The 23,754-nt window shown below is 72.8% G+C and carries 18 protein-coding genes; 15 read left to right on the top strand and 3 right to left on the bottom strand.

Going from position 1 to position 23,754, the window contains the following annotated elements; all coding sequences use genetic code 11:
* Positions 1-47: 47 nt before the first annotated feature.
* The 9 genes from FIV44_RS00640 to FIV44_RS00600 all read left to right on the top strand — a co-directional run bounded on the left by FIV44_RS00640 (position 48) and on the right by FIV44_RS00600 (position 14,096).
* Complete coding sequence (locus tag FIV44_RS00640) at positions 48-1,940, top strand: ABC transporter ATP-binding protein (protein ID WP_141002814.1); 1,893 nt, start codon at positions 48-50, stop codon at positions 1,938-1,940.
* A gap of 132 nt (positions 1,941-2,072) precedes the next feature.
* Entirely contained in the window at positions 2,073-4,886 is a 2,814-nt protein-coding gene (locus tag FIV44_RS00635; RefSeq protein ID WP_141007658.1) for an aconitate hydratase, read from the top strand.
* Positions 4,887-4,954: 68 nt separating this feature from the next.
* Positions 4,955-5,761, top strand: a complete 807-nt coding sequence (locus FIV44_RS00630; RefSeq protein ID WP_141002813.1) for a nucleotidyltransferase domain-containing protein — start codon at positions 4,955-4,957, stop codon at positions 5,759-5,761.
* Positions 5,762-5,785: 24 nt separating this feature from the next.
* On the top strand, positions 5,786-6,085 hold the full coding sequence (locus tag FIV44_RS00625) for a thiamine-binding protein (RefSeq protein WP_141002812.1): 300 nt from the start codon (positions 5,786-5,788) through the stop codon (positions 6,083-6,085).
* A complete protein-coding gene (locus FIV44_RS00620) occupies positions 6,082-6,795 on the top strand; it encodes a thioredoxin-like domain-containing protein (RefSeq protein ID WP_141002811.1) in 714 nt (237 codons plus the stop codon). The genes FIV44_RS00625 and FIV44_RS00620 overlap by 4 nt, the downstream gene beginning before the upstream one ends.
* Positions 6,796-6,976: 181 nt before the next feature.
* Complete coding sequence (locus FIV44_RS00615; protein WP_141002810.1) at positions 6,977-8,467, top strand: dicarboxylate/amino acid:cation symporter; 1,491 nt, start codon at positions 6,977-6,979, stop codon at positions 8,465-8,467.
* The gene (locus FIV44_RS00610) at positions 8,464-9,672 is read left to right on the top strand and encodes a fibronectin type III domain-containing protein (protein ID WP_141002809.1); all 1,209 of its coding nucleotides are present in this window, start codon (positions 8,464-8,466) and stop codon (positions 9,670-9,672) included. The genes FIV44_RS00615 and FIV44_RS00610 overlap by 4 nt, the downstream gene beginning before the upstream one ends.
* A 192-nt stretch (positions 9,673-9,864) precedes the next feature.
* Positions 9,865-12,681: an Ig-like domain-containing protein gene (locus FIV44_RS00605; RefSeq protein ID WP_181410903.1), complete on the top strand. Its 2,817-nt coding sequence runs from the start codon at positions 9,865-9,867 to the stop codon at positions 12,679-12,681.
* Between the two features lie 92 nt (positions 12,682-12,773).
* Positions 12,774-14,096 carry an aminotransferase class V-fold PLP-dependent enzyme gene (locus FIV44_RS00600; RefSeq protein WP_141002807.1) on the top strand — a complete coding sequence of 441 codons (1,323 nt, stop codon included), beginning with the start codon at positions 12,774-12,776 and terminating at the stop codon, positions 14,094-14,096.
* A gap of 128 nt (positions 14,097-14,224) precedes the next feature.
* On the opposite strand, the gene FIV44_RS00595 is transcribed toward FIV44_RS00600, so the two are convergent.
* Positions 14,225-14,440 (bottom strand): hypothetical protein, encoded by a 216-nt coding sequence (locus FIV44_RS00595; protein ID WP_141002806.1) that lies wholly within the window; start codon positions 14,438-14,440, stop codon positions 14,225-14,227.
* A 90-nt stretch (positions 14,441-14,530) separates the two neighbouring features.
* Here FIV44_RS00595 and FIV44_RS00590 point away from each other — a divergent pair, with 90 nt between their 5' ends.
* Genes FIV44_RS00590 through FIV44_RS00565 form a run of 6 tightly spaced genes read left to right on the top strand, consistent with a single transcriptional unit; the run spans position 14,531 to position 21,975 of the window.
* Positions 14,531-15,466: an SMP-30/gluconolactonase/LRE family protein gene (locus FIV44_RS00590; RefSeq protein ID WP_141002805.1), complete on the top strand. Its 936-nt coding sequence runs from the start codon at positions 14,531-14,533 to the stop codon at positions 15,464-15,466.
* Between the two features lie 18 nt (positions 15,467-15,484).
* Entirely contained in the window at positions 15,485-17,395 is a 1,911-nt protein-coding gene (gene dxs / locus FIV44_RS00585; protein ID WP_141002804.1) for a 1-deoxy-D-xylulose-5-phosphate synthase, read from the top strand.
* Positions 17,376-18,650, top strand: a complete 1,275-nt coding sequence (locus FIV44_RS00580; protein WP_141002803.1) for a gluzincin family metallopeptidase — start codon at positions 17,376-17,378, stop codon at positions 18,648-18,650. Before dxs ends, FIV44_RS00580 begins: the two co-directional genes overlap by 20 nt.
* Complete coding sequence (locus tag FIV44_RS00575) at positions 18,647-20,155, top strand: amino acid permease (RefSeq protein WP_141002802.1); 1,509 nt, start codon at positions 18,647-18,649, stop codon at positions 20,153-20,155. Before FIV44_RS00580 ends, FIV44_RS00575 begins: the two co-directional genes overlap by 4 nt.
* A gap of 9 nt (positions 20,156-20,164) precedes the next feature.
* A complete protein-coding gene (locus FIV44_RS00570) occupies positions 20,165-21,115 on the top strand; it encodes a proteasome assembly chaperone family protein (protein ID WP_141002801.1) in 951 nt (316 codons plus the stop codon).
* Positions 21,112-21,975, top strand: a complete 864-nt coding sequence (locus FIV44_RS00565) for an acyl-CoA thioesterase (protein ID WP_342778870.1) — start codon at positions 21,112-21,114, stop codon at positions 21,973-21,975. Before FIV44_RS00570 ends, FIV44_RS00565 begins: the two co-directional genes overlap by 4 nt.
* 27 nt (positions 21,976-22,002) lie before the next feature.
* Here the strand turns inward: FIV44_RS00565 and FIV44_RS00560 are convergent, their stop codons facing one another.
* The gene (locus tag FIV44_RS00560; RefSeq protein WP_141002800.1) at positions 22,003-22,872 is read right to left on the bottom strand and encodes a universal stress protein; all 870 of its coding nucleotides are present in this window, start codon (positions 22,870-22,872) and stop codon (positions 22,003-22,005) included.
* Positions 22,873-22,908: 36 nt separating this feature from the next.
* Positions 22,909-23,718 (bottom strand): SDR family NAD(P)-dependent oxidoreductase, encoded by an 810-nt coding sequence (locus tag FIV44_RS00555; RefSeq protein WP_141002799.1) that lies wholly within the window; start codon positions 23,716-23,718, stop codon positions 22,909-22,911.
* Positions 23,719-23,754: the final 36 nt, after the last annotated feature.

Here is a 23,754-nt window from a genome sequence, read left to right as displayed (position 1 = left end):
CCGCTGGGCTTGTCCTCATGTCGGCTTGAGGTTCTAGCGTCACCGGCATGAGCATGGAGTCGATCGCCTGGAACCAGGTCTACCGGGGCATGAACGACCCGCAGGAGGAGCGGGCGTTCAGCGCCGAGACGGCGCGGCGGATCCTGCGCTTCGCCCGGCCGCACCGCCGCAAGCTGGTCGGCTTCGTCGCGCTGAGCGTGGTGACGGCCGGGCTCGCGGTGGCGACGCCGGTGCTGGCCGGCCGCGTGGTCAACGCCATCGTGGCGGGCGACAGCCGCGGCGTCGTCGTGCGGCTGGCGTTGGCGATCGCGGTCCTCGCGATGCTCGACGCGGTGCTCGGGCTGCTCGCGCGATGGCTGTCGTCGAGCATCGGGGAGGGCCTGATCCTCGACCTGCGCACGGCCGTGTTCGACCACGTCCAGCGGATGCCGGTGGCGTTCTTCAGCCGGACCCGGACCGGCGCGCTCGTCAGCCGGCTCAACAACGACGTGATCGGGGCGCAGCGCGCCTTCAGCCAGACGCTGTCCGGCGTCGTCGGCAACCTCGTGACGCTGGCGCTCACCCTGGTCGTGATGCTCGGCATCTCCTGGCAGGTGACCCTGCTCGCGCTGGTGCTGCTGCCGGTCTTCGTGGTGCCGGCGCGCCGGATGGGGCGCCGGCTCGCCGGCATCCAGCGGGAGGCGGCCGACCACAACGCGGCGATGGGCAACCAGATGACCGAGCGGTTCTCGGCGCCGGGCGCCACCCTGGTCAAGCTGTTCGGCCGCCCGGAGCAGGAGTCGGCCGAGTTCTCCGCGCGGGCGGAGCGGGTCGCCGAGATCGGGGTCCGTACGGCGATGGTGCAGACGACCTTCGTGACGGCGCTGACGCTCGTCTCCGCCCTGGCCGTCGCGGTCGTCTACGGACTCGGCGGCGTCCTCGCCCTGCAGGGGACCCTCGACGCCGGCGATGTCGTCGCGCTCTCCCTGCTGCTGACCCGGCTGTACGCGCCGCTGACCGCGCTGGCCAGCGCCCGGGTCGAGGTGATGAGCGCGCTGGTGAGCTTCGAGAGGGTCTTCGAGGTGCTCGACCTGGAGCCGCTGATCCGGGACCGCCCCGGCGCCGGCACCGTGCCCGACGGCCCGGTCTCCGTGGAGATCGACGACGTCCGGTTCGCCTACCCGGCCGCCGACAAGGTCTCGCTGGCCTCGCTCGAGGCGGTGGCCACGCTCGACACCCGCGGCGGCGAGGAGGTGCTCCACGGCGTCTCCCTGCACGCCGAGCCGGGCCAGGTCGTGGCGCTGGTGGGCTCCTCGGGCGCGGGGAAGTCCACCATCGCGCAGCTCGTCTCCCGTCTGTACGACGTCGACGCGGGCGCCGTACGCCTGGCCGGTGCCGACGTGCGGGACCTGACCGCGGCCTCGATCCGCGCCGCCGTCGGGATGGTCACCCAGGACGGCCACCTGTTCCACGACACGATCCGCGGCAACCTGCTGCTGGCGCGGCCCGAGGCGAGCGAGCAGGACCTGTGGGACGCGCTCGCGCGGGCCCGGCTGGCCGACCTCGTGCGCGCGCTGCCCGACCGCCTCGACACGGTGGTGGGGGAGCGCGGGTACCGGCTCTCCGGCGGCGAGCGGCAGCGGCTAACCATCGCCCGGCTGCTGCTCAAGCAGCCGCGGGTGGTGATCCTCGACGAGGCGACGGCGTCGCTGGACTCGACCTCGGAGGCCGCGGTGCAGGCCGCGCTGGCCGAGGCGCTCGCCGGCCGCACCGCGCTGGTCATCGCGCACCGGCTCTCCACGATCCGCGCGGCCGACCTGATCGCGGTGGTCGAGGGCGGCCGGATCGTGGAGCGGGGCACGCACGCGGCACTGCTCGCGGCGGGCGGGCGCTACGAGGAGCTCTACCGCACGCAGTTCGCCGAGGAAGATGGAAATCTGCCTCGATCCCGTGTATCTTGACATCAAGAGATATCGGGACTCCCGACCTCTGCAGAACTTAGGCCAACCTCACTATCCGCGCCCCACTCGGCGGCGGCAGGATGACGGATGGACCTACCGACAACGACGAAGTCGACGAGGACGGAGACGGCGATGGCCAGCAAGAACAGCTTCGGAGCCAAGAGCACCCTGGACGTGGACGGGAAGTCCTACGAGATCTTCCGCCTCGACGCGGTCAAGGGCGAGGGCCTGGACGTCGAGAGCCTCCCGTTCTCGCTGAAGGTGCTCCTCGAGAACCTGCTGCGCACCGAGGACGGCGCGGACATCACCGCCGAGGACATCAAGGCCCTCGCCGGCTGGGACCAGGACGCCCAGCCCGACAAGGAGATCCAGTTCACGCCGGCGCGCGTGATCATGCAGGACTTCACCGGCGTCCCCTGCGTCGTCGACCTCGCCACCATGCGCGAGGCGATGGCCGACCTCGGCGGCGACGCCACGAAGATCAACCCGCTCGCCCCGGCCGAGATGGTCATCGACCACTCCGTCATCGCCGACGTCTTCGGCTCGCCCGAGGCCTTCCAGCGCAACGTGGAGATCGAGTACGAGCGCAACCGCGAGCGCTACCAGTTCCTGCGCTGGGGCCAGACCGCGTTCTCCGACTTCAAGGTCGTGCCGCCGGGCACCGGCATCGTCCACCAGGTCAACATCGAGCACCTCGCGCGCACCGTCTTCACCCGCGAGGTCGACGGCGAGCTGCTGGCCTACCCCGACACCTGCGTCGGCACCGACTCCCACACCACCATGGTCAACGGCATCGGCGTCGTCGGCTGGGGCGTCGGCGGCATCGAGGCCGAGGCCGCGATGCTCGGCCAGCCGGTCTCGATGCTCATCCCGCGCGTCGTCGGCTTCAAGCTGACCGGCTCGCTGCCGGAGGGCTCGACCGCCACCGACCTGGTGCTCACCATCACCGAGATGCTGCGCAAGCACGGCGTGGTCGGCAAGTTCGTCGAGTTCTACGGCGAGGGCGTCGCCGCGCTGCCGCTGGCCAACCGCGCCACCATCGGCAACATGTCGCCGGAGTTCGGCTCCACGATCGCGGTGTTCCCGATCGACGAGGAGACCGTCAGCTACCTGCGCCTCACCGGCCGCTCCGAGGAGCAGATCGCGCTGGTGGAGGCCTACGCCAAGGAGCAGGGCCTCTGGCTCGACCCCGCCGCCGAGCCGCGCTACTCCGAGAGGCTGGAGCTGGACCTCGCGACCGTCGTCCCCTCGATCGCGGGCCCGAAGCGCCCACAGGACCGCGTGCTCGTCGCCGACGCCAAGGAGTCCTTCCGGGGCGCGCTGACCGACTACGTCAGCAACGGCCACGACGCGGAGGGCGCCTACGACGAGGCCCTCGAGGAGAGCTTCCCCGCCTCCGACCCGCCGGCCAGCGACGCCCACGGCCAGACCCCGGCGGTCGACTACCTCAGCTGCGCGCCCGCCGACGGCGGCCGCCCGAGCAGCCCCGTCGAGGTCACCCTCGCCGACGGCGCGACGTTCACGCTCGACCACGGCGCGGTGACGATCGCCTCGATCACCTCGTGCACCAACACCTCCAACCCGTCGGTCATGATCGGCGCCGCGCTGCTGGCGAAGAAGGCCGTCGAGAAGGGCCTGCAGCGCAAGCCCTGGGTGAAGTCGACGCTCGCACCCGGCTCCAAGGTCGTGTCCGACTACTACGACAAGGCCGGCCTGACGCCGTACCTCGACAAGCTGGGCTTCAACCTCGTCGGCTACGGCTGCGTCACCTGCATCGGCAACTCCGGTCCGCTCATCCCCGAGGTCTCGGCCGCGGTCCAGGAGAACGACCTCGCCGTGGTCTCCGTCCTCTCCGGCAACCGGAACTTCGAGGGCCGGATCAACCCCGACATCAAGATGAACTACCTGGCCTCCCCGCCGCTGGTCGTCGCGTACGCGCTCGCCGGCTCGATGGACGTCGACCTGTTCAACGACCCGCTGGGCAAGGACACCGACGGCAACGACGTCTTCCTCAAGGACATCTGGCCCAGCCCCGCCGAGGTCGAGCAGACCATCCGCGAGGCGATCAGCTCCGACATGTTCACCGAGTCGTACGCCGACGTGTTCGCCGGCGACGAGCGCTGGAAGTCGCTGCCGACCCCCGAGGGCAACACCTTCGAGTGGGACCCGGCGTCGACGTACGTCCGCAAGGCGCCGTACTTCGACGGCATGCCCGACGAGCCGGCCCCCGTCACCGACATCTCCGGCGCCCGGGTCCTGCTCAAGCTCGGCGACTCGGTCACCACCGACCACATCTCGCCGGCCGGCTCGATCAAGGCCGACTCGCCCGCGGGCACGTACCTCACCGAGAACGGCGTGGCCCCGCGCGACTTCAACTCCTACGGCTCGCGCCGCGGCAACCACGAGGTCATGATCCGCGGCACCTTCGCCAACATCCGCCTGCGCAACCAGATCGCGCCCGGCACCGAGGGCGGCTTCACCCGCGACTTCACGCAGGACGACGCCCCGGTGACCTTCGTCTACGACGCCTCGGTCAACTACCAGGAGGCCGGTGTCCCGCTCGTGGTCCTGGCCGGCAAGGAGTACGGCTCCGGCTCGTCGCGCGACTGGGCGGCCAAGGGCACCTCGCTGCTGGGCGTCAAGGCCGTCATCGCCGAGAGCTACGAGCGCATCCACCGCTCCAACCTCATCGGCATGGGCGTCATCCCGCTGCAGTTCCCCGCCGGAGAGAACGCCGACTCCCTCGGCCTGACCGGCGAGGAGACCTTCGCCATCACCGGGATCACCGGCCTCAACGACGGCACCACCCCCCGGACGGTCAAGGTCACGACCGACACCGGCGTGGAGTTCGACGCGATCGTCCGCATCGACACCCCCGGCGAGGCGAACTACTACCGCAACGGCGGCATCATGCAGTACGTCCTGCGCAACCTGCTCCGCGCCTGACACCGCCGCTCGACCCGACGGCCCGCTCCTCCGCGTGAGGGCGGGCCGTCGGCGCTACGGTACGGCGCATGCGTGCCGTTCCCGACGACTTCGACCCGAGCGTGGTCGCGGCCATCGACGCGCGTCTGGCCGACGTCGCGGCGTCGCACGGCGTCCGGATCCCGTGGGCGATCGAGAGCGGCAGCCGGGCGTGGGGCTTCGCCTCGCCGGACAGCGACTACGACTGCCGGTTCCTCTTCGTCCGCCCGCGCGACGCCTATCTCGCGCTGTGGCCCGCCCGCGACGTGATCGAGACGCCGCTGGACGACCTGCTCGACGTCAACGGCTGGGACCTTGCCAAGGCTGTCCGGCTGGCGACCGCCGGCAACGCGACGGTCGGGGAGTGGCTGCGCTCGCCCCACGTGTACGGCGGCGAGCCGGGCTTCCGCGACGACCTGCTGCGCCTGGTGGCGGAGGTCGCCGACACCGCGCGGGTGTGGCGGCACTACCTGCATGTCGGGCGTGGGCAGTGGGCGCACGCCCGGGAGGGTCCCGGCGAGGTCCGGCTCAAGCGCGTCTTCTACGCGATCCGGCCCGCGGTCACACTGCGCTGGCTCGACGAGCACGAAGGCGTGCCGCCGATGAGTCTCGACGAGCTGCTCGACCAGGTCGAGGTTCCTGACGACGTCCGCGGCGAGGTGGCCGAGCTGCGGGTGCTCAAGGCCCGGACCCGCGAGCTCGGCCGGGCGCCGGTGCCCCCGGCGATCGCGGCGTGGGTGGAGGGTGTCCTCGCCGCCGAGCCGGAGCGGCCCGCGCCGCCCTCGGCCGCGCTGCGCGCCCGTGCCGAGGCCGGGTTCCTCGACCTGCTCGGCCGCTGGGCGCCCGCGGGCGGCTGAGGCCGGCCTGGCTACCGTGGGCCCATGCTCGTCGCGTTCAGCATCAGTCCCTCCGCCGCCGACGACACCGGTGGCGTGTCCGAGGCGGTGGCCGCCGCGGTGCGGGTGGTCCGGGAGTCCGGGCTGCCCAACGAGACGAACGCGATGTTCACCAACATCGAGGGGGAGTGGGACGAGGTGATGGCGGTCGTGAAGCGGGCCGTCGACGCGGTGGCCGCGGTCTCGCCGCGGGTCGGGCTGGTGCTCAAGGCAGACATCCGGCCGGGGTTCACCGGCGAGCTCGCGGCCAAGGTACGGCGGGTCGAGGAGGCCCTCGAGCAGTGAGCCAGCCGCCGTTCCCACCTCCGCCGTCCCCGCCGCCCCCACCACCTCCGCCGACGCCGCCGCCTCCCTTCCTACCGCCGGCGTTCCCGCCTCCCCGCCGGCGCTCGGCGCTGCCGATCGTGCTGGCCGTGCTCGCCGCGATCGCGGTGATCGGCGCGGCCGTCCTGGTGCCGGTGCTGCTGGCGCGGGACGACGACGCCGGGGACGGCCCCCGCCGGGCGGAGGAGAGGGTCGACACCGGCAACCTCGACGCCGTCGAGGAGCACGCCGGCCTGACCAACCAGCACCTGGCGCCGGGGGAGGACCACGACTACCCGCAGTCGCCCCCGGTCGGCGGCGACCACGCGTCGTACTGGCTCGAGTGCGGGGTGTACGACGAGCCGGTGCCCGAGGTCAACGTCGTCCACGACCTCGAGCACGGCACGGTGTGGCTGACCTACCGCGCCGACGAGGTCGACGCCGGCGGCGTGCGGCGGCTCGCGGAGCAGCTGCCGGACAACGGCATCCTGTCGCCGTACCCGGACCAGGAGGCGCCGGTCGTCATCACGGTCTGGGGTCGCCAGCTCGCGCTGACCGGTCCCGACGACCCGCGGATCGCCCTCTTCGTCGCGGAGTACGGCGCCGGCGACACCGCGCCCGAGCCGTTCGCCTCGTGCCACGGCGGCGTGGCGCCGGCGGACCTGCCGCCGACCGGGGATCCGGTCGTCTGACCCCGCGCCTCCCGCCGTCCCTCTGATAGGCAGAGCCGATCAGCCATCCCGGATCTCGGGATGGCTGATCGCATTTCGGGCGATTTGGTCCGGAGCACCCCTCTCGATCCCATAGTGTTTAACTCGATCGAAATAGTTTACTAACGGCGAACGGGTGCGCCGTCCCTGGAGGGAGCAATTCATGGGCGGGTACGCCGTCGCCGCGCTGCTGGTGACGCTGGGGCTGTTCGCCGGCATCTACGTGCTGACCCGGCTGCGCCTCAACTTCAGCGCGCTGGTGCTGGGTGCGCTGGCGCTCGGGGTCGGGGTCGGGGTGGTCTTCGAGGGACACCTGGACTACGTCGAGCCGGTCGGCAAGATCTATCTCAACCTGCTGCTCGCGATCGTGGCGCCGCTGATCATCGTCTCGATCCTGTCGAGCATCACCTCGCTCGGCACCACCGCGCAGCTGCGCACGATCGGCGCCCGCTCGGTGGGCTGGCTCCTCACCCTGAACGCGCTCGCCGTGCTCCTGACCCTCGGCCTGGCGCTCGAGCTCGGCATCGGCAAGGGCGCGGGGATCACCGTCGGCGACCGGGACATCTCGGCCCTGGAGAACATCAAGAAGCCGTTCACCGAGGTGGTCATCGACTTCTTCCCGACCAATATCGTCAGCGACATCGCGGAGACGAACGTCATCCCGATCATCCTGTTCAGCGTCCTGATCGCGGTGTCCTACTCCCTGATCGCCGACCGCGCACCCGCGAGCGTGGCGCCGTTCAAGGGCGTCGTCGACGCCACCCGGGAGATCGTCTACAAGGCCGTCGGCTTCGTCATCGCGCTCACGCCCTACGCCGTCCTGTCGCTGACCGCGGTGGCCGTGGGGCGCGCGGCCGGGCAGTGGTCGCAGATGGTGTCGCTGCTCGGCGTGCTCGGCCTCGCGTGGCTGGCCTGCTTCGTGCACGCCTTCGTGATCAACGGCGTGCTCCTGCGCGTGTACGCCGACGTGAGCCCGGTCCGCTTCTTCCGCAAGCTCGTGCCGGCCCAGGTGACCGCCTTCACGACGCAGAGCAGCGCCGGCACCCTTCCGGTCACCACCCGGCTGCTGCGCGAGCGGGTGGGCGTGCCCGCGGACATCGCCGGCTTCACGGCTCCTCTCGGCACGACCATCGGGATGCCCGGCTGCGCCGGCGTGTGGCCGGTGCTCATCGCGGTGTTCGGCGTCAACGCGCTCGGGCTCGGCTGGGGGATCCAGGACTACGTCGTCCTGGTCGTGCTGGGCGTGCTGGTCTCGGTCGGCACCGCGGGCGTCCCCGGCACCGCGACCATCACCGCGACCACGGTGCTCACCGCCGCGGGCCTGCCGCTGGAGCTGGTCGCGATCACGCTGCCGGTGAGCATGGTCGCCGACATGGCCCGCACGCTGGACAACGTCACATCGGCGGCCGTCGCCGCGACCATCGTCGCCCGCCAGGAGGGCCGCCTGGACGACGCGATCTTCGACTCCGACGAGGACGTCGTGACCGAGGTCCTCCCGGCGACGGCCGAGGCCTCGGATCCGGCCGACCCCTTCGAGGACCTCCGGCTGGACGACCCGTACGGCGGCGTCCCCGTCGGCGCCTGCGCGCTGCCCACGCCCGCCCCTCGTCCCACCGAGACCATCCCCGCCGATCACCGAGGAGTGAACGCATGACCGACCGCCGCATCCGCCGGTTGCTGACCCTGATCCCGACGGCGCTGATCGCCGCGCTGCTCGTCGCGTCCTACGGACCGGCGCCCGCGGCCCACGCCGACGGCTGGGTCGACGGAGGGGACGAGTTCCCCTGCCTCGACGACGTGACCTGCCTGTGGATCGAGGACTGCGAGATCGACCCGGACGGCCACCCCGTCTACCCGAACCGGAACGGCACGACGTCGTACCCGCCCGGGACCTACAGCTACAAGGGCGACAAGCCCACGCCGACCCCCACCCCGACCCCCACCCCGACGCCGACCCCGACGCCCGGCGCGTCGGGCGGGAAGAACAACGGCGGCGGCTCCGGGTCCACCGGGTCCACCGGGAAGACCGGCGGCGCCGCGACCACCGGCACCGGTCAGGTGACCCCGTCGACCGACGCGCCCGAGCAGGTCGCGCCCGGCGCGCCGAGCGCGCTGGCCGCGCCGACGCTGGCGGTCGACGGCGACACCGTCACCGTGTCGTGGGCGGCCTCCCCGAACGCCGAGATCGAGCAGGTCACCGGCTACCTCCTCCGGTTCACCGGCGAGGCGGCGATCGAGGTCGACGCCACCACCTTCGAGTACGTCTTCGAGAAGCTCGAGCCGGGCAGCTACCGCGCCGCCGTGTGGGCGAAGAACGCCGCGGGCGAGTCGCCCGGCTCGCCGCCCTCCGACCCGGTGGTGGTCGGTGTCGACCCGACGACGGTGCAGGGCACCGTCACCGTCACCGGCGACCTCGCCCCCGGCGCGACCGTCACGGTGACCGGGACCGGCTTCGCGCCCCGCATCGAGGGCTACGCCCTGGAGCTGCACTCCGACCCGGTTCCGCTGGGCTCGGTCGACACCGACGACGACGGCGGCTTCAGCGCCGACGTCGTGGTGCCGGCCGGCGTCCCGGCCGGGGAGCACCAGGTCGTGGTGCTCTTCGAGGGGACCGAGGTCTCCAGCAGCCCGGTGACCGTCGGCGCCGGCGCTGCCGAGACCGAGGCCGAGCCCGTCGCGGCGGCCGACATCGCCCGCACCGGCGAGGGCTCCACGCCCGTTCCCGACCACGCCGGCCTGGCGATCCTCGGCGCCCTCGCCGCCGGGGGCGCGCTGTCCCTCGTATGGCACGTGCTCCGCGGACGCCGACCGCGCCGTGCGCCGCTGACCTCCCACCGGGTCGCTCCGCATGCGTCCTGACCCGCGGCCGCTCGGGGCCGCCCGCCGTCCGGAGAGGCGGTGATCGGGCGCACCCGAGAGGCGAGACGTCGAGAAGAAGCGCCGGGCTGCCGCCCCGCTCTGGCAAGTGATGCGGCAGCCCAGCAACCGGACGTGACGGATGTCGACACATCAGGCCTGCCCATGGTGGCAGCGGAAAGTGAACCCAACAACATGAACCACCGCACCTTCCCGTGGCGCGCCGCGGCGGCCGGCACGGCCCTCGCGCTGGCGGCGTCACCCCTGCTGGGGATCTCGTCCCCGGCCCACGCCGAGGACCCGGCCCCCACCGACTACCCGGAGCCGACCCACGGCGCCACCATCGACTGGTTCAGCGCCGCGTTCGACGACGTCGGACCGGACAGCGTCTTCGAGTCGGCCACCCTCGAGCGGTTCGAGTACCTGCTGCGGAAGCCCGCCGGCAAGTACGCCTTCCTGATCGGCGGCGCCGAGGACGACTACCTCCAGCAGACGATCGGCCTCATCGACGACGCGGCCAGGGCCGCCGGCATCGACCAGGTGCTCGTCTTCGATCCCGCGCTCGACGGCGACACCCTGAACATCTTCGACACCAGCGGCCTCCCGCTGGACCAGGCCGGCAAGGACTTCGTCAACCAGTACGGCACGAGACTGGTCCAGAACTACCTCGGCAAGGACGCCGAGACGCCGTTCGAGCTGACGGCCCCGGGCGACCCGGACTTCGCCGACAAGAAGGTCGAGGACGGCTACCCCTATCTCTTCGTGTACGACGCCGCGGGCGGCGACACCAACCGCATCGTCGCGGGGCTCTCCGAGCGCAAGACCGCCGCCGACCTCGACACCCCGGCCGAGGTCGACGCGTTCAAGGCGGAGGTCACCGGCGTGCTCACCGCGACCGCGCTCACCGACGACACCCAGTGGGACTTCCTCGCCGGCGAGCACAACCGCCGCCACGCGGCCCGCTACCCCAACCAGCTGACCCACGGTGGCCCGGTCTTCAGCGAGGAGGAGGACCTCCCCAACGTCGGCACCGCCGGGGAGCCGGTCTACGACAAGTCCGACTTCCGGCTGCAGAGCATCACCTACCCCGAGCTGCAGTACCTGCTCGACCAGCCCGGCGACTTCGCGATCCTGTTCGGGGGCACCTGGTGCCACAACACGGCGGCGATCGTGGAGCAGACGGAGAAGTACGCGCGCCAGTACGGCATCAAGAAGGTCTACGCCTTCGACTTCGTGCTGAACACCAACGACCAGACGCAGAGCAACGGCAGCGGCAACTACCTCCACATCCGCGACAACGCGCTCGTCAGCGGCCAGCCGCGGCGCGCGTCGTACCTCTACGGCAGCATCCTGGAGAAGCTCTCCAACGCCACGACGCAGTACAAGGTCACCGCCGGCGAGCCCGGCACGCAGTCGGTCAACCCGGTCCGCTACTACACCGGCGGCGACACCGGCGGCACCGAGAGGCTCGCCCGCAAGATCCAGGTCGGGCACCTGCTGTCCTACAACAAGGACCACGAGGCCGGCGGCGAGAGCGCGCCGGTGACCGACCAGGCGATCCGCGACAGCCGGATCGCCAACCCCGAGACCGGTGCGGAGACCGGCAACCTCGAGTACATGACCGAGGTCTGGTGGACCCAGGGCGCCGAGCTGCCGTTCGACCCGGCCGACCCGGACCGGCTCCGCGGCGGCCAGGCCGTCGGCAACCCGCCGACGCAGAACGGCATCAACCAGGTGCTCAACCAGCGTGCCTTCGCGCGTGAGGGCCTGCTGGAGGTCCGGGACGTGATCGCGGGCGTGGCCGGCGGCTACGACAGCGAGGTGTCCGCCACCGGCGCCCCGGAGTCGGTCCCGGCCAGCGACCCGGGCGCGATCGAGGTGACCGCCGGCGTCGAGTCGGACTTCGACGGCTGGTACTCCCTGAACGGGATCGGCGGCACCGCCACCCCGGCGTCCGACGAGGTGCCGTTGGACGGCACGGTCGAGCTGTACGTCGACGACACGCTGATCGACGAGGCGGAGGTCGGCGCGGACCGGACGGCCACCCTGTCGGGCGAGCTCCCGGAGCTCACCCAGGGCACGCACGAGCTGCGCTACGTCTACTCCGGCGGCAACGGCGGCCTGGTCAAGGGCGCCGAGCACACCGCGTCCCTCCACGTGGTGGCCGAGTCCTCCACGACCACCCTCGAGGCGCCCACCACCCTGGGCTTCGGACAGGGCGGCGCGGCGACGGCCACGGTCACCGAGGGCGCCTCGGGCGACGTCACGCTCAACGGCCTCCCGGGCGGTCCGCTCACGGTGACCCTCGCGTCCGGCGAGGCGACCTTCGAGATCCCGGCGAGCCTGCCCGCGGGCGGCTACGAGCTGACGGCGTCGTACGCCGGCGACGACACCTACGCCAGCTCTGTCTCGGCTCCCGTGGAGCTGACGGTGGGGAAGGCGCTGACCATCGCGCAGGCGGCTCCGGTGACCACCACCTACGGCCAGGGCGGGGCGCTGAGCGTCACGCTCAGCAGCCCGTCGGGAACGGTCACCGGCGACGTCACGCTGACCGGTGTCGGTGCGGCCCAGACCAGGCCGCTGGCGGGCGGTACCGCGACGTTCACGGTGCCGAAGGACCTCGCGGTCGGGCAGTACTCGGCCAAGCTGGCCTTCGCGGGGGACGCCAACCTGAACGGCTCCCAGACCCAGGTCGCCTACACCGTGAACCCGGCCGCGCCGAGCGCCGTCGCCGGCAAGGTGAAGAAGGCCCCGACCTCGAAGAAGGCCGGGAAGGTCAAGGTCACCGTGGCCGCCCCGGCCGGCGCGGCGCCCGCGTCGGGCAAGGTCAAGCTGGTCCTGAAGAAGGGATCGGTCAAGAACAAGGTCACCGCGACCCTGAGCAACGGCGCGATCAAGGTGTCCGTGCCCAAGCTGGCGAAGGGCACCTGGCAGCTGACGGTCAAGTACGTCGGTGACTCCAACTACACCGCGGCCGACTCGGCCACGGTGAAGGTCAAGGTCAAGCGCTAGCCGCGCGATCGTCGTCAGAGGGCTCGGGTCCAGCGCTCCGCGGAGCGCTGGACCCGGGCCCGTCACCCCCAGCCCGCCGTTCGGAGACCACCGTGACCACCCCCTCCCGCGCCACCACGCCACCGGCCGTCGTACCGGCCCTGCTGCCGACCGTCGGCGGCGACCTCCAGGTGCCCCTCGTCACCGGCGGCACGGTCCGCTACGCCAACCTCGACATCGCCGCCAGCGCGCCGGCGCTGCACAGCGTCGCCGAGCGCGTGGCCGCCTTCCTCCCGTACTACTCCAGCGTGCACCGCGGCGCCGGCCACGGCTCGGCCGTCAGCACCGCGGCGTACGAGACCGCCCGGCAGACCGTGGCGGGCTTCGTCGGCGCCCGGCCCGACGACGTCGTGCAGTTCGCCCGGCACACCACCGACGCCTTCAACCTGCTCGCGAGCGCGGTGCCCGGCGAGGTCGTCACCCTCGACGTCGAGCACCACGCGAACCTGCTCCCGTGGCGCCGCGGCGCCACCCGCACCGTGATCGCCGCCGCCTCGGTCGCCGCGACCCTGGAGGCGGTGGCCGCCGAGCTGGCCCGCACCCCGGCCGCCCTGCTGGCGGTCACCGGCGCCTCCAATGTCACCGGCGAGATCCTTCCGCTGGCCGACCTCGTCGCGATCGCGCACCGCCACGGCGCGCGGATCGCCGTCGACGGCGCCCAGCTGGTGCCCCACCACCGGGTCCACCTGGCCGCGCTCGACATCGACTACCTCGCGTTCTCCGGCCACAAGCTCTACGCGCCCTACGGCACCGGGGTCCTCGTCGGTCGGCGGGACTGGCTCGAGGCCGCGCCGCCGTACCTCGCCGGCGGCGGCGCCGTGCGCGCCGTCTCCCTCGACGACGTGACCTGGGCGGGCGCGCCCACCCGGCACGAGGCCGGCACGCCCAATGTCGTCGGCGCGGTCGCGCTCGCCGCGGCGTGCGAGGCGCTGGCGGCCCTCCCGGACGCCGCGCAGTTCCGGCACGAGACCGACCTGCGCGACCGCCTCCACGAGGGCCTGACCGCCCTGCCCGGCGTCCGGATCCTGCGGCTGTGGGGCCGCGGCGAGGCGGAGCTCCTGGGCCTGGCCACCTTCACCGTCGACGGGATCCCCGCCGGGCTGGTCTCCCAGTACCTCTCGGCCGAGCACGGCATCGGCGTGCGCGACGGGCGGTTCTGCGCCCACCCGCTGCTGGCGCGCCTCAACGGCGGCGCGACGGCGGTGCGCGCGAGCATCGGCGTCGGCACGACCAGCGACGACGTCGACCGGCTGCTGCGGGCGCTCGCGGAGCTGCTCCGCAACGGACCGTCCTGGAGCTACGGCGCGGACAGCCGGCCGCACCCGGACCCGCGCCCGCTGCCGCACTGGGTGGGCGCCCCGGACCGGGTCTCGTAGGGCCCACGCGCGCAGGCCGATCCCGAGCCACATCAGGGCGATGCCGGCGCCGAGCAGGACCGGGCCGCCGGAGCGCACGGCGCCCGCCGACTCGGTTCAGGTCCGTGACGGCCTGGTGCAGTGCAGCCTCAACCGGGGTGACCATGGACCGACTCGCTGGTCCTGAGCCGGACTCGGCCGGGCAGGGGAGGGGCGGCCAGCCACGCGCGGACGATCCCGTCGATCTCGACCTCGCTGGCATGCGGGTGCTCGCGCTGCATGCGCTGGCGGTAGAGCTTGACGCCGAGGTCATGCAGGTCGAGCGCGGTCCGCATGCGCTCTGCCTCCACATTCGCTGGGGTCATGTACCGATCGTACGGCGCCGGCCAGTCGATCGTGTGCCGGACATGGTTGGGCCGGTGGGACCGCGGCCGGCGTGGGTAGGGTGGTCGCTCATGACCTTCACGGTGATCCCCGTCCCCGGCCACGGCGCGGAGGACGTCGTCGTGGCGACGTCCGGTCCCGACGCCGGCTCCGTCTTCACCGGCACCGACGACGGCGCGATCTTCCGGGTCGCTCCCGACGGCGAGCGGATCGACCGGGTGGCCCACACCGGCGGCCGGCCGCTCGGCCTGGAGTGGGCGCCGGACGGGCGGCTGCTGGTGTGCGACGCCCGGCGCGGCCTGCTCTGGGTGGACCCGGCGAGCGGTGCGGTCGAGTCGATCACGGCCGAGGTCGACGGGCGGCGGATGGTGTTCTGCAACAACGCCGCGCTCGCCGAGGACGGCACGATCTGGTGGTCGGACTCCTCGACGCAGTTCGGGATCGAGCGCTGGAAGGACGACTTCGTCCGCAACACCCGCACCGGCCGGCTGCTGCGCCGCGACCCCGACGGCACCGTCGCCGTGGTGCTCGACGGCCTGGCCTTCGCCAACGGCGTCGCGCTGTCGGCCGCCGGCGACTTCGTGGCGGTCGCGGAGACGGGTGCGCGGACCGTCGTGCGCCACTGGATCAGCGGGCCGAGCAAGGGCATGCGCGACCGGCTCTGCAGCGACCTGCCGGGCTACCCCGACAACATCGCCCGCGGCTCGGACGGGCTGATCTGGATCACGATCGCCAGCCCGACCGACCCGCTGGTCGAGCGCCTGCAGCGCGGGCCGATGGCGCTGCGCAAGCTGGCCACCCGGCTGCCGGACGCGCTCCAGCCGCAGCCGAAGCAGACCGTCCGCGTGGTCGCGTACGACGACCGCGGCAAGCTGGTCCACGACCTCGACATCAGCCCGGCCGGACACGGCGCGTCGTACCACATGGTGACCGGTGTACGGGAGCACGACGGCCGGGTCTGGCTGGGCAGCCTGCACGAGCCCGCGATCGCGTTCACCGACCTGTGAGCACGTAGACTCGCCCCCATGCCTGTCCTCGACCAGATCACCGCACCGCGCGACCTGCGGGCCCTGTCCGAGGAGGAGCTGACCCAGCTGGCGGCCGAGATCCGCGACCTGCTGATCCGCACCGTCGCGACCAACTCCGGCCACCTGGGGCCCAACCTCGGCGTCGTCGAGCTCACCCTCGCGATCCACCGGGTGTTCGACTCGCCGCGCGACAAGATCGTCTTCGACACCGGCCACCAGTCCTATGTCCACAAGCTCGTCACCGGCCGTGCCGCCGACTTCGCCACGCTGCGGCGCGAGGGCGGGCTCAGCGGCTACCCGAGCCAGGCCGAGTCCGAGCACGACCTGGTCGAGAACTCCCACGCGTCCACCGCGCTGAGCTACGCCGACGGCCTGGCCAAGGCGTTCCGGATCCGCGGCGAGGACCGCCACACCGTGGCCGTGATCGGCGACGGCGCGCTCACCGGCGGGATGGCCTGGGAGGCGCTCAACAACATCGCCATCCAGCACGACTCCCGGCTCGTGATCGTGGTCAACGACAACGGCCGCTCCTACACCCCGACCATCGGCGGCCTCGCGACCGCGCTGACCAGCCTGCGCACCAACCCGCGCTACGAGCACGTCCTCGACGTCGTCAAGCGCCGCCTCACCGCGGTGCCGGGCGTCGGCCCGGCGGCGTACGACGCCCTGCACGCCATGAAGAAGGGCCTCAAGGACGCGCTCGCCCCGCAGGGCCTGTTCGAGGACCTCGGCCTCAAGTACGTCGGCCCGGTCGACGGCCACGACCGCGCCGCCATGGAGCAGGCGCTCGCGCAGGCCAAGCGGTTCGGCGGGCCGGTCATCGTGCACGCGATCACCCGCAAGGGCTTCGGCTACGACCCCGCCGAGCGGCACGAGGCCGACCAGTTCCACGCGCCCGGGCCGTTCGACGTCCAGACCGGCGCGGAGAAGCCCAAGGGCCCGATCTGGACCGACCACTTCGCCGAGCACGTCGTGCGGATCGGCGAGCGCCGTCCCGACGTCGTCGCGATCACCGCCGCGATGATGCACCCGGTCGGCCTCGACGCGTTCCAGGCCCGGTTCCCCGAGCGCACCTTCGACGTCGGCATCGCCGAGCAGCACGCCGCGACCTCCGCCGCGGGCCTCGCGATGGGCGGGCTGCACCCGGTCTTCGCGGTCTACGCCACCTTCCTCAACCGCGCCTTCGACCAGGTCCTGATGGACGTCGCGCTGCACCGCTGCGGCGTCACCTTCGTCCTCGACCGCTCCGGCGTCACCGGCGACGACGGCGCCAGCCACAACGGCATGTGGGACATGTCGCTGCTCCAGGTCGTGCCCGGCCTGCGGCTGGCCGCGCCGCGCGACGTGACCCGGATGCGCGAGCTCCTCGACGAGGCGGTCGAGGTCGCCGACGCGCCCACCGTCGTCCGCTTCCCGAAGGGCCCGCCGCCCGAGGACATCCCGGCGATCGGCCGGGCCGGCGGCTGCGACGTGCTGGTCCGCGACGGCGCCCGCGACGTCCTGGTCGTCGCCGTCGGCTCGATGGCGACGGTCGCCGTCGACGTCGCCCAGCGCCTGGTCGCCCAGGGCGTCGGCGTCACCGTCGTCGACCCGCGCTGGGTCAAGCCGGTCGACCCCGCGCTCGTCGAGCTCGCCCGCACCCACCGCCGCGTCGTCTCCATCGAGGACAACGGCGTCGTCGGCGGCGTCGGAGCGGTGCTGCTCCAGACCCTGGCCGCGGAGGGCGTCCGCACGCCCGTGCGGCTCCACGGCATCCCGCAGGAGTTCCTCGACCACGCCAAGCGGCCCGCGATCCTCGAGCGGATCGGCCTGACGCCGTCCGCGATCGCCCTCGACGTGCTGCACGACATCACCGCGGAGCCCGTCCCGGAAGGACGGGCGCTGCTCGATGTGGACGCCTCGCCCTAGGGGTTGGCTCCCGGCGCTGGTCCTGCTCCTCCCTCTCCTGCTGCCGCTGACCGCCTGCTCGGACGACCGGCCGCCGCCGACCTCCTCCGGCACCGGGTACGCCGACGTCGCCGCCCTCATGCAGAAGACGCTCGACCGCCGGGCCAAGGGCCTGCGCACCCACGACGTCCGCCGGTTCCGGCGCAGCCTGGACCGCTCCGACGCGGGCCTGGTCGCCGAGCAGCTGGCCTACTTCGACAATGTCACCCAGCTGCCGCTCGGCGAGCTGCGCTACGAGGTCGCCGCCGACACGATCACCCCGGTCGAGGGCAGTGAGGACTACTGGGTCGAGGTGGTGCTCGTCCTCGCCCTCGACGGGTACGACGCCGTGGCCGCCCGTACCCGCGACCGGTTCCTGTTCACGCCCTCGCCCGACGGGCAGCGGCTGGTGGTCACCTCGACGACCGACTACTCCTGGGAGAAGGACCACCCCGGCAACGTCCAGCCCTGGGACCTCGGGCCGGTCCGGGTCGAGCAGGCCGCCGGCGTCCTCGGCATCTTCGACGACACCACCGTCCGGCACGCCGCCGCGGTCCTCGACGCCGCCGGCACCGGCCGCTCCGACGTGCGCAGCGTGCTCGGCGCCGGGGACGACGCGGGCGTGAGCGGGGTGGTGGTCTACTCCCTGCGCGACCCGGCGTTCCTGCGCGGGCTCGCCGGCCGGACCGTGGGCGACCCCGACCGGGCCGACGGGCTGACCATCGCCGTGCCCGCCGACGCCACCGACGCGAGCCGGGGCGTCGCGTCGTACCGGATCTTCCTGAACCCGCGGGTGCTCGACCAGCAGGCGGGCGTGCTGGGACGGCTGGTGCGCCACGAGCTCACCCACGCGACCCTCGGCCCGCGCGGACGCGGCGCGCCGCTGTGGCTGAACGAGGGGCTCGCCGAGTACGTCTCGGTCCAGTCGATGGCCCCGGCCCGGCGCCGGCTCCCGGCCCGGGCGCTGCAGGTCGGGGCGTCGGCGACCGACCTCCCGGGGGAGGCGCAGTTCGCCGGAGCCGACGCCGAGGCCTGGTACGCCGTGTCGTGGTGGGTGTGCGAGTACGTCGCCGGCGTCTACGGCACACCGATGCTCCTCGTCCTGCTCGACCGGCTCGCCGACGGCGCGGACCAGGAGCGGGTCCTCCCGGACGTCCTCGGTGTCACTCCCGCACAGCTGGCCCAGAGAGGTGTAGGACTGATGCAGCGCACCTACTCGGGTCAGGAGGGTTCATGAGTCTCTTCCGCACCAAGTCCGTCGAGCAGTCGATCGCCGACACCGACGAGCCCGATCATCGCCTCCGCAAGGAGCTCTCCGCCCTGGACCTGACGGTCTTCGGGGTCGGCGTGATCATCGGCGCCGGCATCTTCGTCCTCACCGGGACGGTCGCCGCCAGCAACGCCGGGCCCGCGCTCGCGGTGAGCTTCGTGATCGCCGCGGTCGCCTGCGGGCTGGCCGCCCTCTGCTACGCAGAGCTCGCCTCGACCGTGCCGGTCGCGGGCAGTGCCTACACGTTCAGCTTCGCCACCCTGGGGGAGCTGATCGCCTGGATCATCGGCTGGGACCTCGTGCTCGAGTTCACCGTCGGCTCCGCCGCCCTCTCCACCGGGTTCTCCGCCTACCTGCAGGAGGTCCTCGAGCTCGTCGACATCACGCTGCCCGAGCAGATCAGCTCGGCGGCGACCGGCGTCGTCGACCTGCCCGCGATGCTGGTCGCGCTCCTCGTGACCTGGCTGCTGACCCGCGGCACCAAGTTCTCCAGCCGCTTCAACCAGGTCGTCGTGGCGATCAAGCTCGTCGTGGTCGTCGCCGTGATCGTGGTCGGCATCGCCCACATCGACCCGAGCAACTGGAAGCCCTTCATCCCCGACGCGCAGCCGGCGCCGGAGTCGGGCGGCGGCTTCGCCGACGTCCCGCTGATCACCAGCCTGCTCGGCCTCGAGCCCGCGGTCTTCGGCGTCGCCGGGGTGATCTCGGGCGCGGCGATCGTGTTCTTCGCCTTCATCGGCTTCGACATCGTCGCCACCACCGCCGAGGAGGCGAGGAACCCGCAGAAGGACGTCCCGATCGGCATCCTCGGCTCGCTGGCGATCGTGACCGTGCTCTACGCCGCGGTGAGCCTGGTCGTCACCGGGCTGCAGAGCTACCGCGACATCGACCCGGACAGTGCGGCCCCGCTCGCCGACGCCTTCGACGCCGCCGGGGTCGGCTGGATGCCGGAGCTGATCTCCGTGGGCGCCTGCATCGGCCTGGTCGTGGTGGCGATGATCCTGATGCTCGGGCAGTCGCGGGTCGGCTTCGCGATGGCCCGCGACGGCCTGCTGCCCCGCTCCCTCGCCAAGGTGCACCCGACCTACGGGACGCCGTACCGGATCACCATCGTCACCGGCGTCGCGGTCGCCGCGCTCGCCGGCTTCGTCGACCTCGGCACCCTGGCCCACCTCGTCAACATCGGCACCCTGTTCGCGTTCCTGCTGGTCAGCATCGGCGTGGTCGTGCTGCGGCGCACCCGGCCCGACCTGCCGCGCGGCTTCCGTACGCCCGTCGCCCCGCTCGTCGCCGCCGTGTCGACGGTGATGTGCCTGTACCTGATGCTCAACCTCACCGGCGACACCTGGATCCGGTTCCTGGCCTGGATGGCGATCGGGTTCGTCGTCTACTTCGCCTACGGCCGGCGGCACAGCCGGCTCCACCAGGCCGACCGCGCCGCCGCCTCAGCGCCGCCGCCGAGGACCGAATAGGCTCTCCGCGTGACCTCATCGTCCCGGCTCGTCCACATCGTCGACGAGGTGCCCGAGCTCGAGGGCGTGGCGGACCTCGCCCTCGTGGTCGCTCTCGAGGGCTTCCTCGACGCCGGCAACGCCGGTGCGCTCGCGTGCCGTCATCTCGCCCGCGCCGGTGCCTTCTCGCCCGAGGGCGGGGGAGTCGTGGTCGCGACCTTCGACGTCGACCAGCTCCACGACTACCGCGCCCGCCGGCCGCCGCTGACCTTCGCCCGCGACCACTACGAGGGGTACGAGGCCCCGCGGCTGGTGGTCCGGATGCTGCGCGACGCCGGCGGGACGCCGTACCTCCTGCTGCACGGCCCGGAGCCCGACATCCGCTGGGAGGCGTTCTGCCGCGGCGTGCGCGAGGTCGTCGAGCGCTTCGACGTCGCGCTGGTCGTGTCGATGGGATCGGTGCCGATGGCGGTCCCGCACACGCGGCCGATCGCGATCACCCACCACGCCAACAGCCCCGAGCTGCTCACCGGCACCAGCCCCTGGCGCGGCGAGCTGCGAGTGCCGAGCAGCGCGCAGGCGCTGCTGGAGGTGCGGCTCGGCGACTGGGGGCACGGCGCGCAGGGCTTCGTGGCCCACGTGCCCCACTATCTCGCCCAGCTCGACTACCCGCGCGCCTCGGTGTCGCTGCTCGAGCAGGTCGAGCTGGCCGCGCGGCTCACCATCGACCTCGACGACCTGCGCACCGCGGCCGACGAGCGCGAGGAGGAGATCGGCCGCTATCTCGCCGCCAACGACGAGGTGCAGGACGTCGTGACCGCGCTGGAGCAGCAGTACGACACCTTCGCGCGGGCCGAGGAGGAGGGCAGCAGCCTGCTCGCCGAGGACGAGCCGCTGCCGACCGGCGAGGAGATCGGCCGGCAGTTCGAGCAGTTCCTGGCCGGCCTCGAGGGGCCCGACGAGACCGGGGGCGCCCCGTGACCGAGCGGGCGATGGGGGAGGCGACCCAGAAGCTGATCTCGCTGCTCGACCTCGAGCAGCTCGACACCGACCTGTTCCGCGGCCAGCAGCCGGAGACGATCCGCCAGCGCGTGTACGGCGGCCAGGTGGCCGCGCAGGCGCTGATCGCCGCGTCCCGGACGGTCGACGAGGGCCTCCATGTGCACTCGCTGCACTCGTACTTCCTGCTGCCGGGCGACTACACGGTCCCGATCATCTACGACGTCGAGCGGATCCGGGACGGCCGGTCCTTCGCCACCCGCCGCGTCCTCGCGCGCCAGCACGGCCGCCCGATCTACTACCAGTCGCTCAACTTCCAGCGGGCCGAGGAGGGCCTCGAGCACCAGGACGTCATGCCGGAGGTGAAGCCGCCGGAGGAGGGGCTCGACCTGATCAGCCTGATGGCCGAGCGCGGCACCGACGACGGCATCGGCAGGGAGTGGGCCGCCCTCGACGTGCGCTGGCTCGGCAGCTCGGCGTACGGCCTGGACCCGGACCCCGCCCGGCCCTCGCAGGCGCTGGTCTGGATCCGCGTCGACGGCCGCCTCAGCGACGACCCGCTGGAGCACCTCGCCACGTTCACCTACGCCAGCGACGTGTCGCTGCTCGGCGCCACCCTCTCCGCCCACCCCGAGCACGGGCCGGACAGGGTGCAGATGGCCTCGCTCGACCACACCATCTGGTTCCACCGGCCGTTCCGGGCCGACGAGTGGTGGCTCTACGACCAGTGGTCGCCCTCGGCCAGCGGCGGGCGGGGCCTCGCCCTAGGGCGGGTCTTCACCCAGGACGGGACCCTCGTCGCCACGGTCGCCCAGGAGGGCCTGATCCGGCCGCGACGGTAGCTCCGTCGGCGCCCGGGTCGCCGGACGTCATCGGACGATCGCCACGGGGCAGTGGGCGTGGTGCAGCACGTGCTGGCTCACCGAGCCCAGCAGCAGCTCCGCGAAGGCGTCGCGGCCCCGCGAGCCGACGACCACGAGGGACGCCGCCCGGCTGGCGTCGACGAGGACCTGCCCCGGGCGGACGGGGATCGCCTCGGGCTCGATCTCGACATCGGGGAAGTCGGGCGCCCTCGCGGCGCAGACCTCTTGCACGAGCCGCTCGCCGGCGGCCAGGCTCCGCGCGGCCAGCTCCGACTCGGCGCCGTCGAAGGTGAGGACGTGGGCCAGGACCGAGAAGCAGCCGTGGACGGCGATCACGCTCTCGCCGGTGCGCTGCGCCCGCCGGCAGGCGAACCGCAGCGCTCGCCCGGCCTCGGGCGACTCGTCGATCCCCACCACGATCCGGTTCGCGACCGTGGAGCGCCGGGGCCGCACGACCACCACCGGGCAGCCGGCGTGGCGGGCGACGTGCTGGCTGACCGACCCGGTGAGGGTGCCGGTCGCGAGGCCGTGCCCGTCGCTCCCGACGACGAGCATCGCCGCCTGCTCCGCGGCGCGCAGGAGCTCGGGGACGACCGGCCCGTGGCGCACCTCGACCCGCTCCCGGGCCTGCCCGGGGGCGGTGTCGGTCCCCGCGAGGCGCTGCTCGGCCTCCGAGCGCCACCGCTCGAGGAGGTCGTCGTTCCTGGCGCGGTAGCCGCCGAGGACCGGATCCATGGCGGTCCCGACGATCACGGCCCGGACCTCGTGCGGCTCGTCCGCCTGCAGCTCGGCCCACTCGGCGGCCCAGTCCAGGGCGGCTCCGGCGCTCGCGGATCCGTCGTACCCGACGACGATGCGGGGAAGGTGGTCGGTCATGGGGTCCGCCTCTCGGGGGCTGGTGCGGGGTGCCGGTCAGGAGAGCAGGCGGCCGCCGTCCACGACGATCTGGGCGCCGGTGAGGTACGACGCGAGGTCGCTCGCGAGGAACAGCGCGGCCCGCGCGATGTCGTCGGGCACGCCCATCCGCGCCATCGGCACCCGGGCGAGGAAGGCCTCGAGGATCGCCTGGGGGTCGCCGCCGGTGGCGCCGGCCGACTGCATCGTGGTGACGCCGGGTGTCGCGATCGCCCCGGGCGCGATGGCGTTGACCCAGATGCGGTGCGGAGCGAGCTCGAGGGCCAGGTTCTTGGTGAAGCCCCAGGCGCCGTGCTTCGAGGCGTCGTAGTGGGCCAGACCGACGGAGGACGGGTGCAGGGCGTCGATGGAGGTCACGTTGACGATCCGCCCGCCCGAGTCCTGGTCACGCATCCGCAGCGCCGCCTCCCGTGAGCAGAGGTAGACGCCGCGCAGGTTGGTGCGGATGACCCGGTCGAAGTCCTCGGGCGCCATGGCGAGCACCGGCATGCTCGGGAAGATGCCGGCGTTGTTGACGAGGACGTCGACGCGACCGCGCCATCCGATGGTGTCGGCGACCAGGCGGTGGACGTCGTCGGCGTCGCCGACGTCGGCGTACATGGCGAGCACCGAGCGGCCCTGCTCGGCGAGCTCCTCGGCGGTGGCCTCGGCGGCCCGGAGGTCCGCGTCGGCGACGACGACCGAGGCCCCGGCCTCCGCGAGGCGCTCGACGATGCCGCGCCCGATGCCCATCGCCCCGCCGGTCACGATCGCGGTGCGCCCGGTCAGGCTGATGAGGTCGGTGATGGTGGGGGAGTCGATGGTCATGGCTCTTCTCCTTCTCGGGCCTTCTCGGGCCGGTCG

This window comes from Nocardioides humi (assembly GCF_006494775.1).
GTDB lineage: Bacteria > Actinomycetota > Actinomycetes > Propionibacteriales > Nocardioidaceae > Nocardioides > Nocardioides humi.
Note: the sequence above shows the minus strand (reverse complement) of the source record. Positions and strands in the feature narration are given on the sequence as shown.

Excerpts from the sequence above, each read along its gene's own strand:
- FIV44_RS00605 (WP_181410903.1), top strand. The coding sequence starts at position 9,865 with ATGAACCACCGCACCTTCCCGTGGCGCGCCGCGGCGGCCGGCACGGCC.
- FIV44_RS00615 (WP_141002810.1), top strand. The coding sequence starts at position 6,977 with ATGGGCGGGTACGCCGTCGCCGCGCTGCTGGTGACGCTGGGGCTGTTC.
- FIV44_RS00560 (WP_141002800.1), bottom strand. The coding sequence starts at position 22,872 with ATGACCGACCACCTTCCCCGCATCGTCGTCGGGTACGACGGATCCGCG.
- FIV44_RS00610 (WP_141002809.1), top strand. The coding sequence starts at position 8,464 with ATGACCGACCGCCGCATCCGCCGGTTGCTGACCCTGATCCCGACGGCG.
- FIV44_RS00630 (WP_141002813.1), top strand. The coding sequence starts at position 4,955 with ATGCGTGCCGTTCCCGACGACTTCGACCCGAGCGTGGTCGCGGCCATC.
- FIV44_RS00590 (WP_141002805.1), top strand. The coding sequence starts at position 14,531 with ATGACCTTCACGGTGATCCCCGTCCCCGGCCACGGCGCGGAGGACGTC.
- FIV44_RS00575 (WP_141002802.1), top strand. The coding sequence starts at position 18,647 with ATGAGTCTCTTCCGCACCAAGTCCGTCGAGCAGTCGATCGCCGACACC.
- FIV44_RS00635 (WP_141007658.1), top strand. The coding sequence starts at position 2,073 with ATGGCCAGCAAGAACAGCTTCGGAGCCAAGAGCACCCTGGACGTGGAC.
- FIV44_RS00580 (WP_141002803.1), top strand. The coding sequence starts at position 17,376 with ATGTGGACGCCTCGCCCTAGGGGTTGGCTCCCGGCGCTGGTCCTGCTC.
- dxs (WP_141002804.1), top strand. The coding sequence starts at position 15,485 with ATGCCTGTCCTCGACCAGATCACCGCACCGCGCGACCTGCGGGCCCTG.
- FIV44_RS00640 (WP_141002814.1), top strand. The coding sequence starts at position 48 with ATGAGCATGGAGTCGATCGCCTGGAACCAGGTCTACCGGGGCATGAAC.
- FIV44_RS00595 (WP_141002806.1), bottom strand. The coding sequence starts at position 14,440 with ATGACCCCAGCGAATGTGGAGGCAGAGCGCATGCGGACCGCGCTCGAC.
- FIV44_RS00625 (WP_141002812.1), top strand. The coding sequence starts at position 5,786 with ATGCTCGTCGCGTTCAGCATCAGTCCCTCCGCCGCCGACGACACCGGT.
- FIV44_RS00555 (WP_141002799.1), bottom strand. The coding sequence starts at position 23,718 with ATGACCATCGACTCCCCCACCATCACCGACCTCATCAGCCTGACCGGG.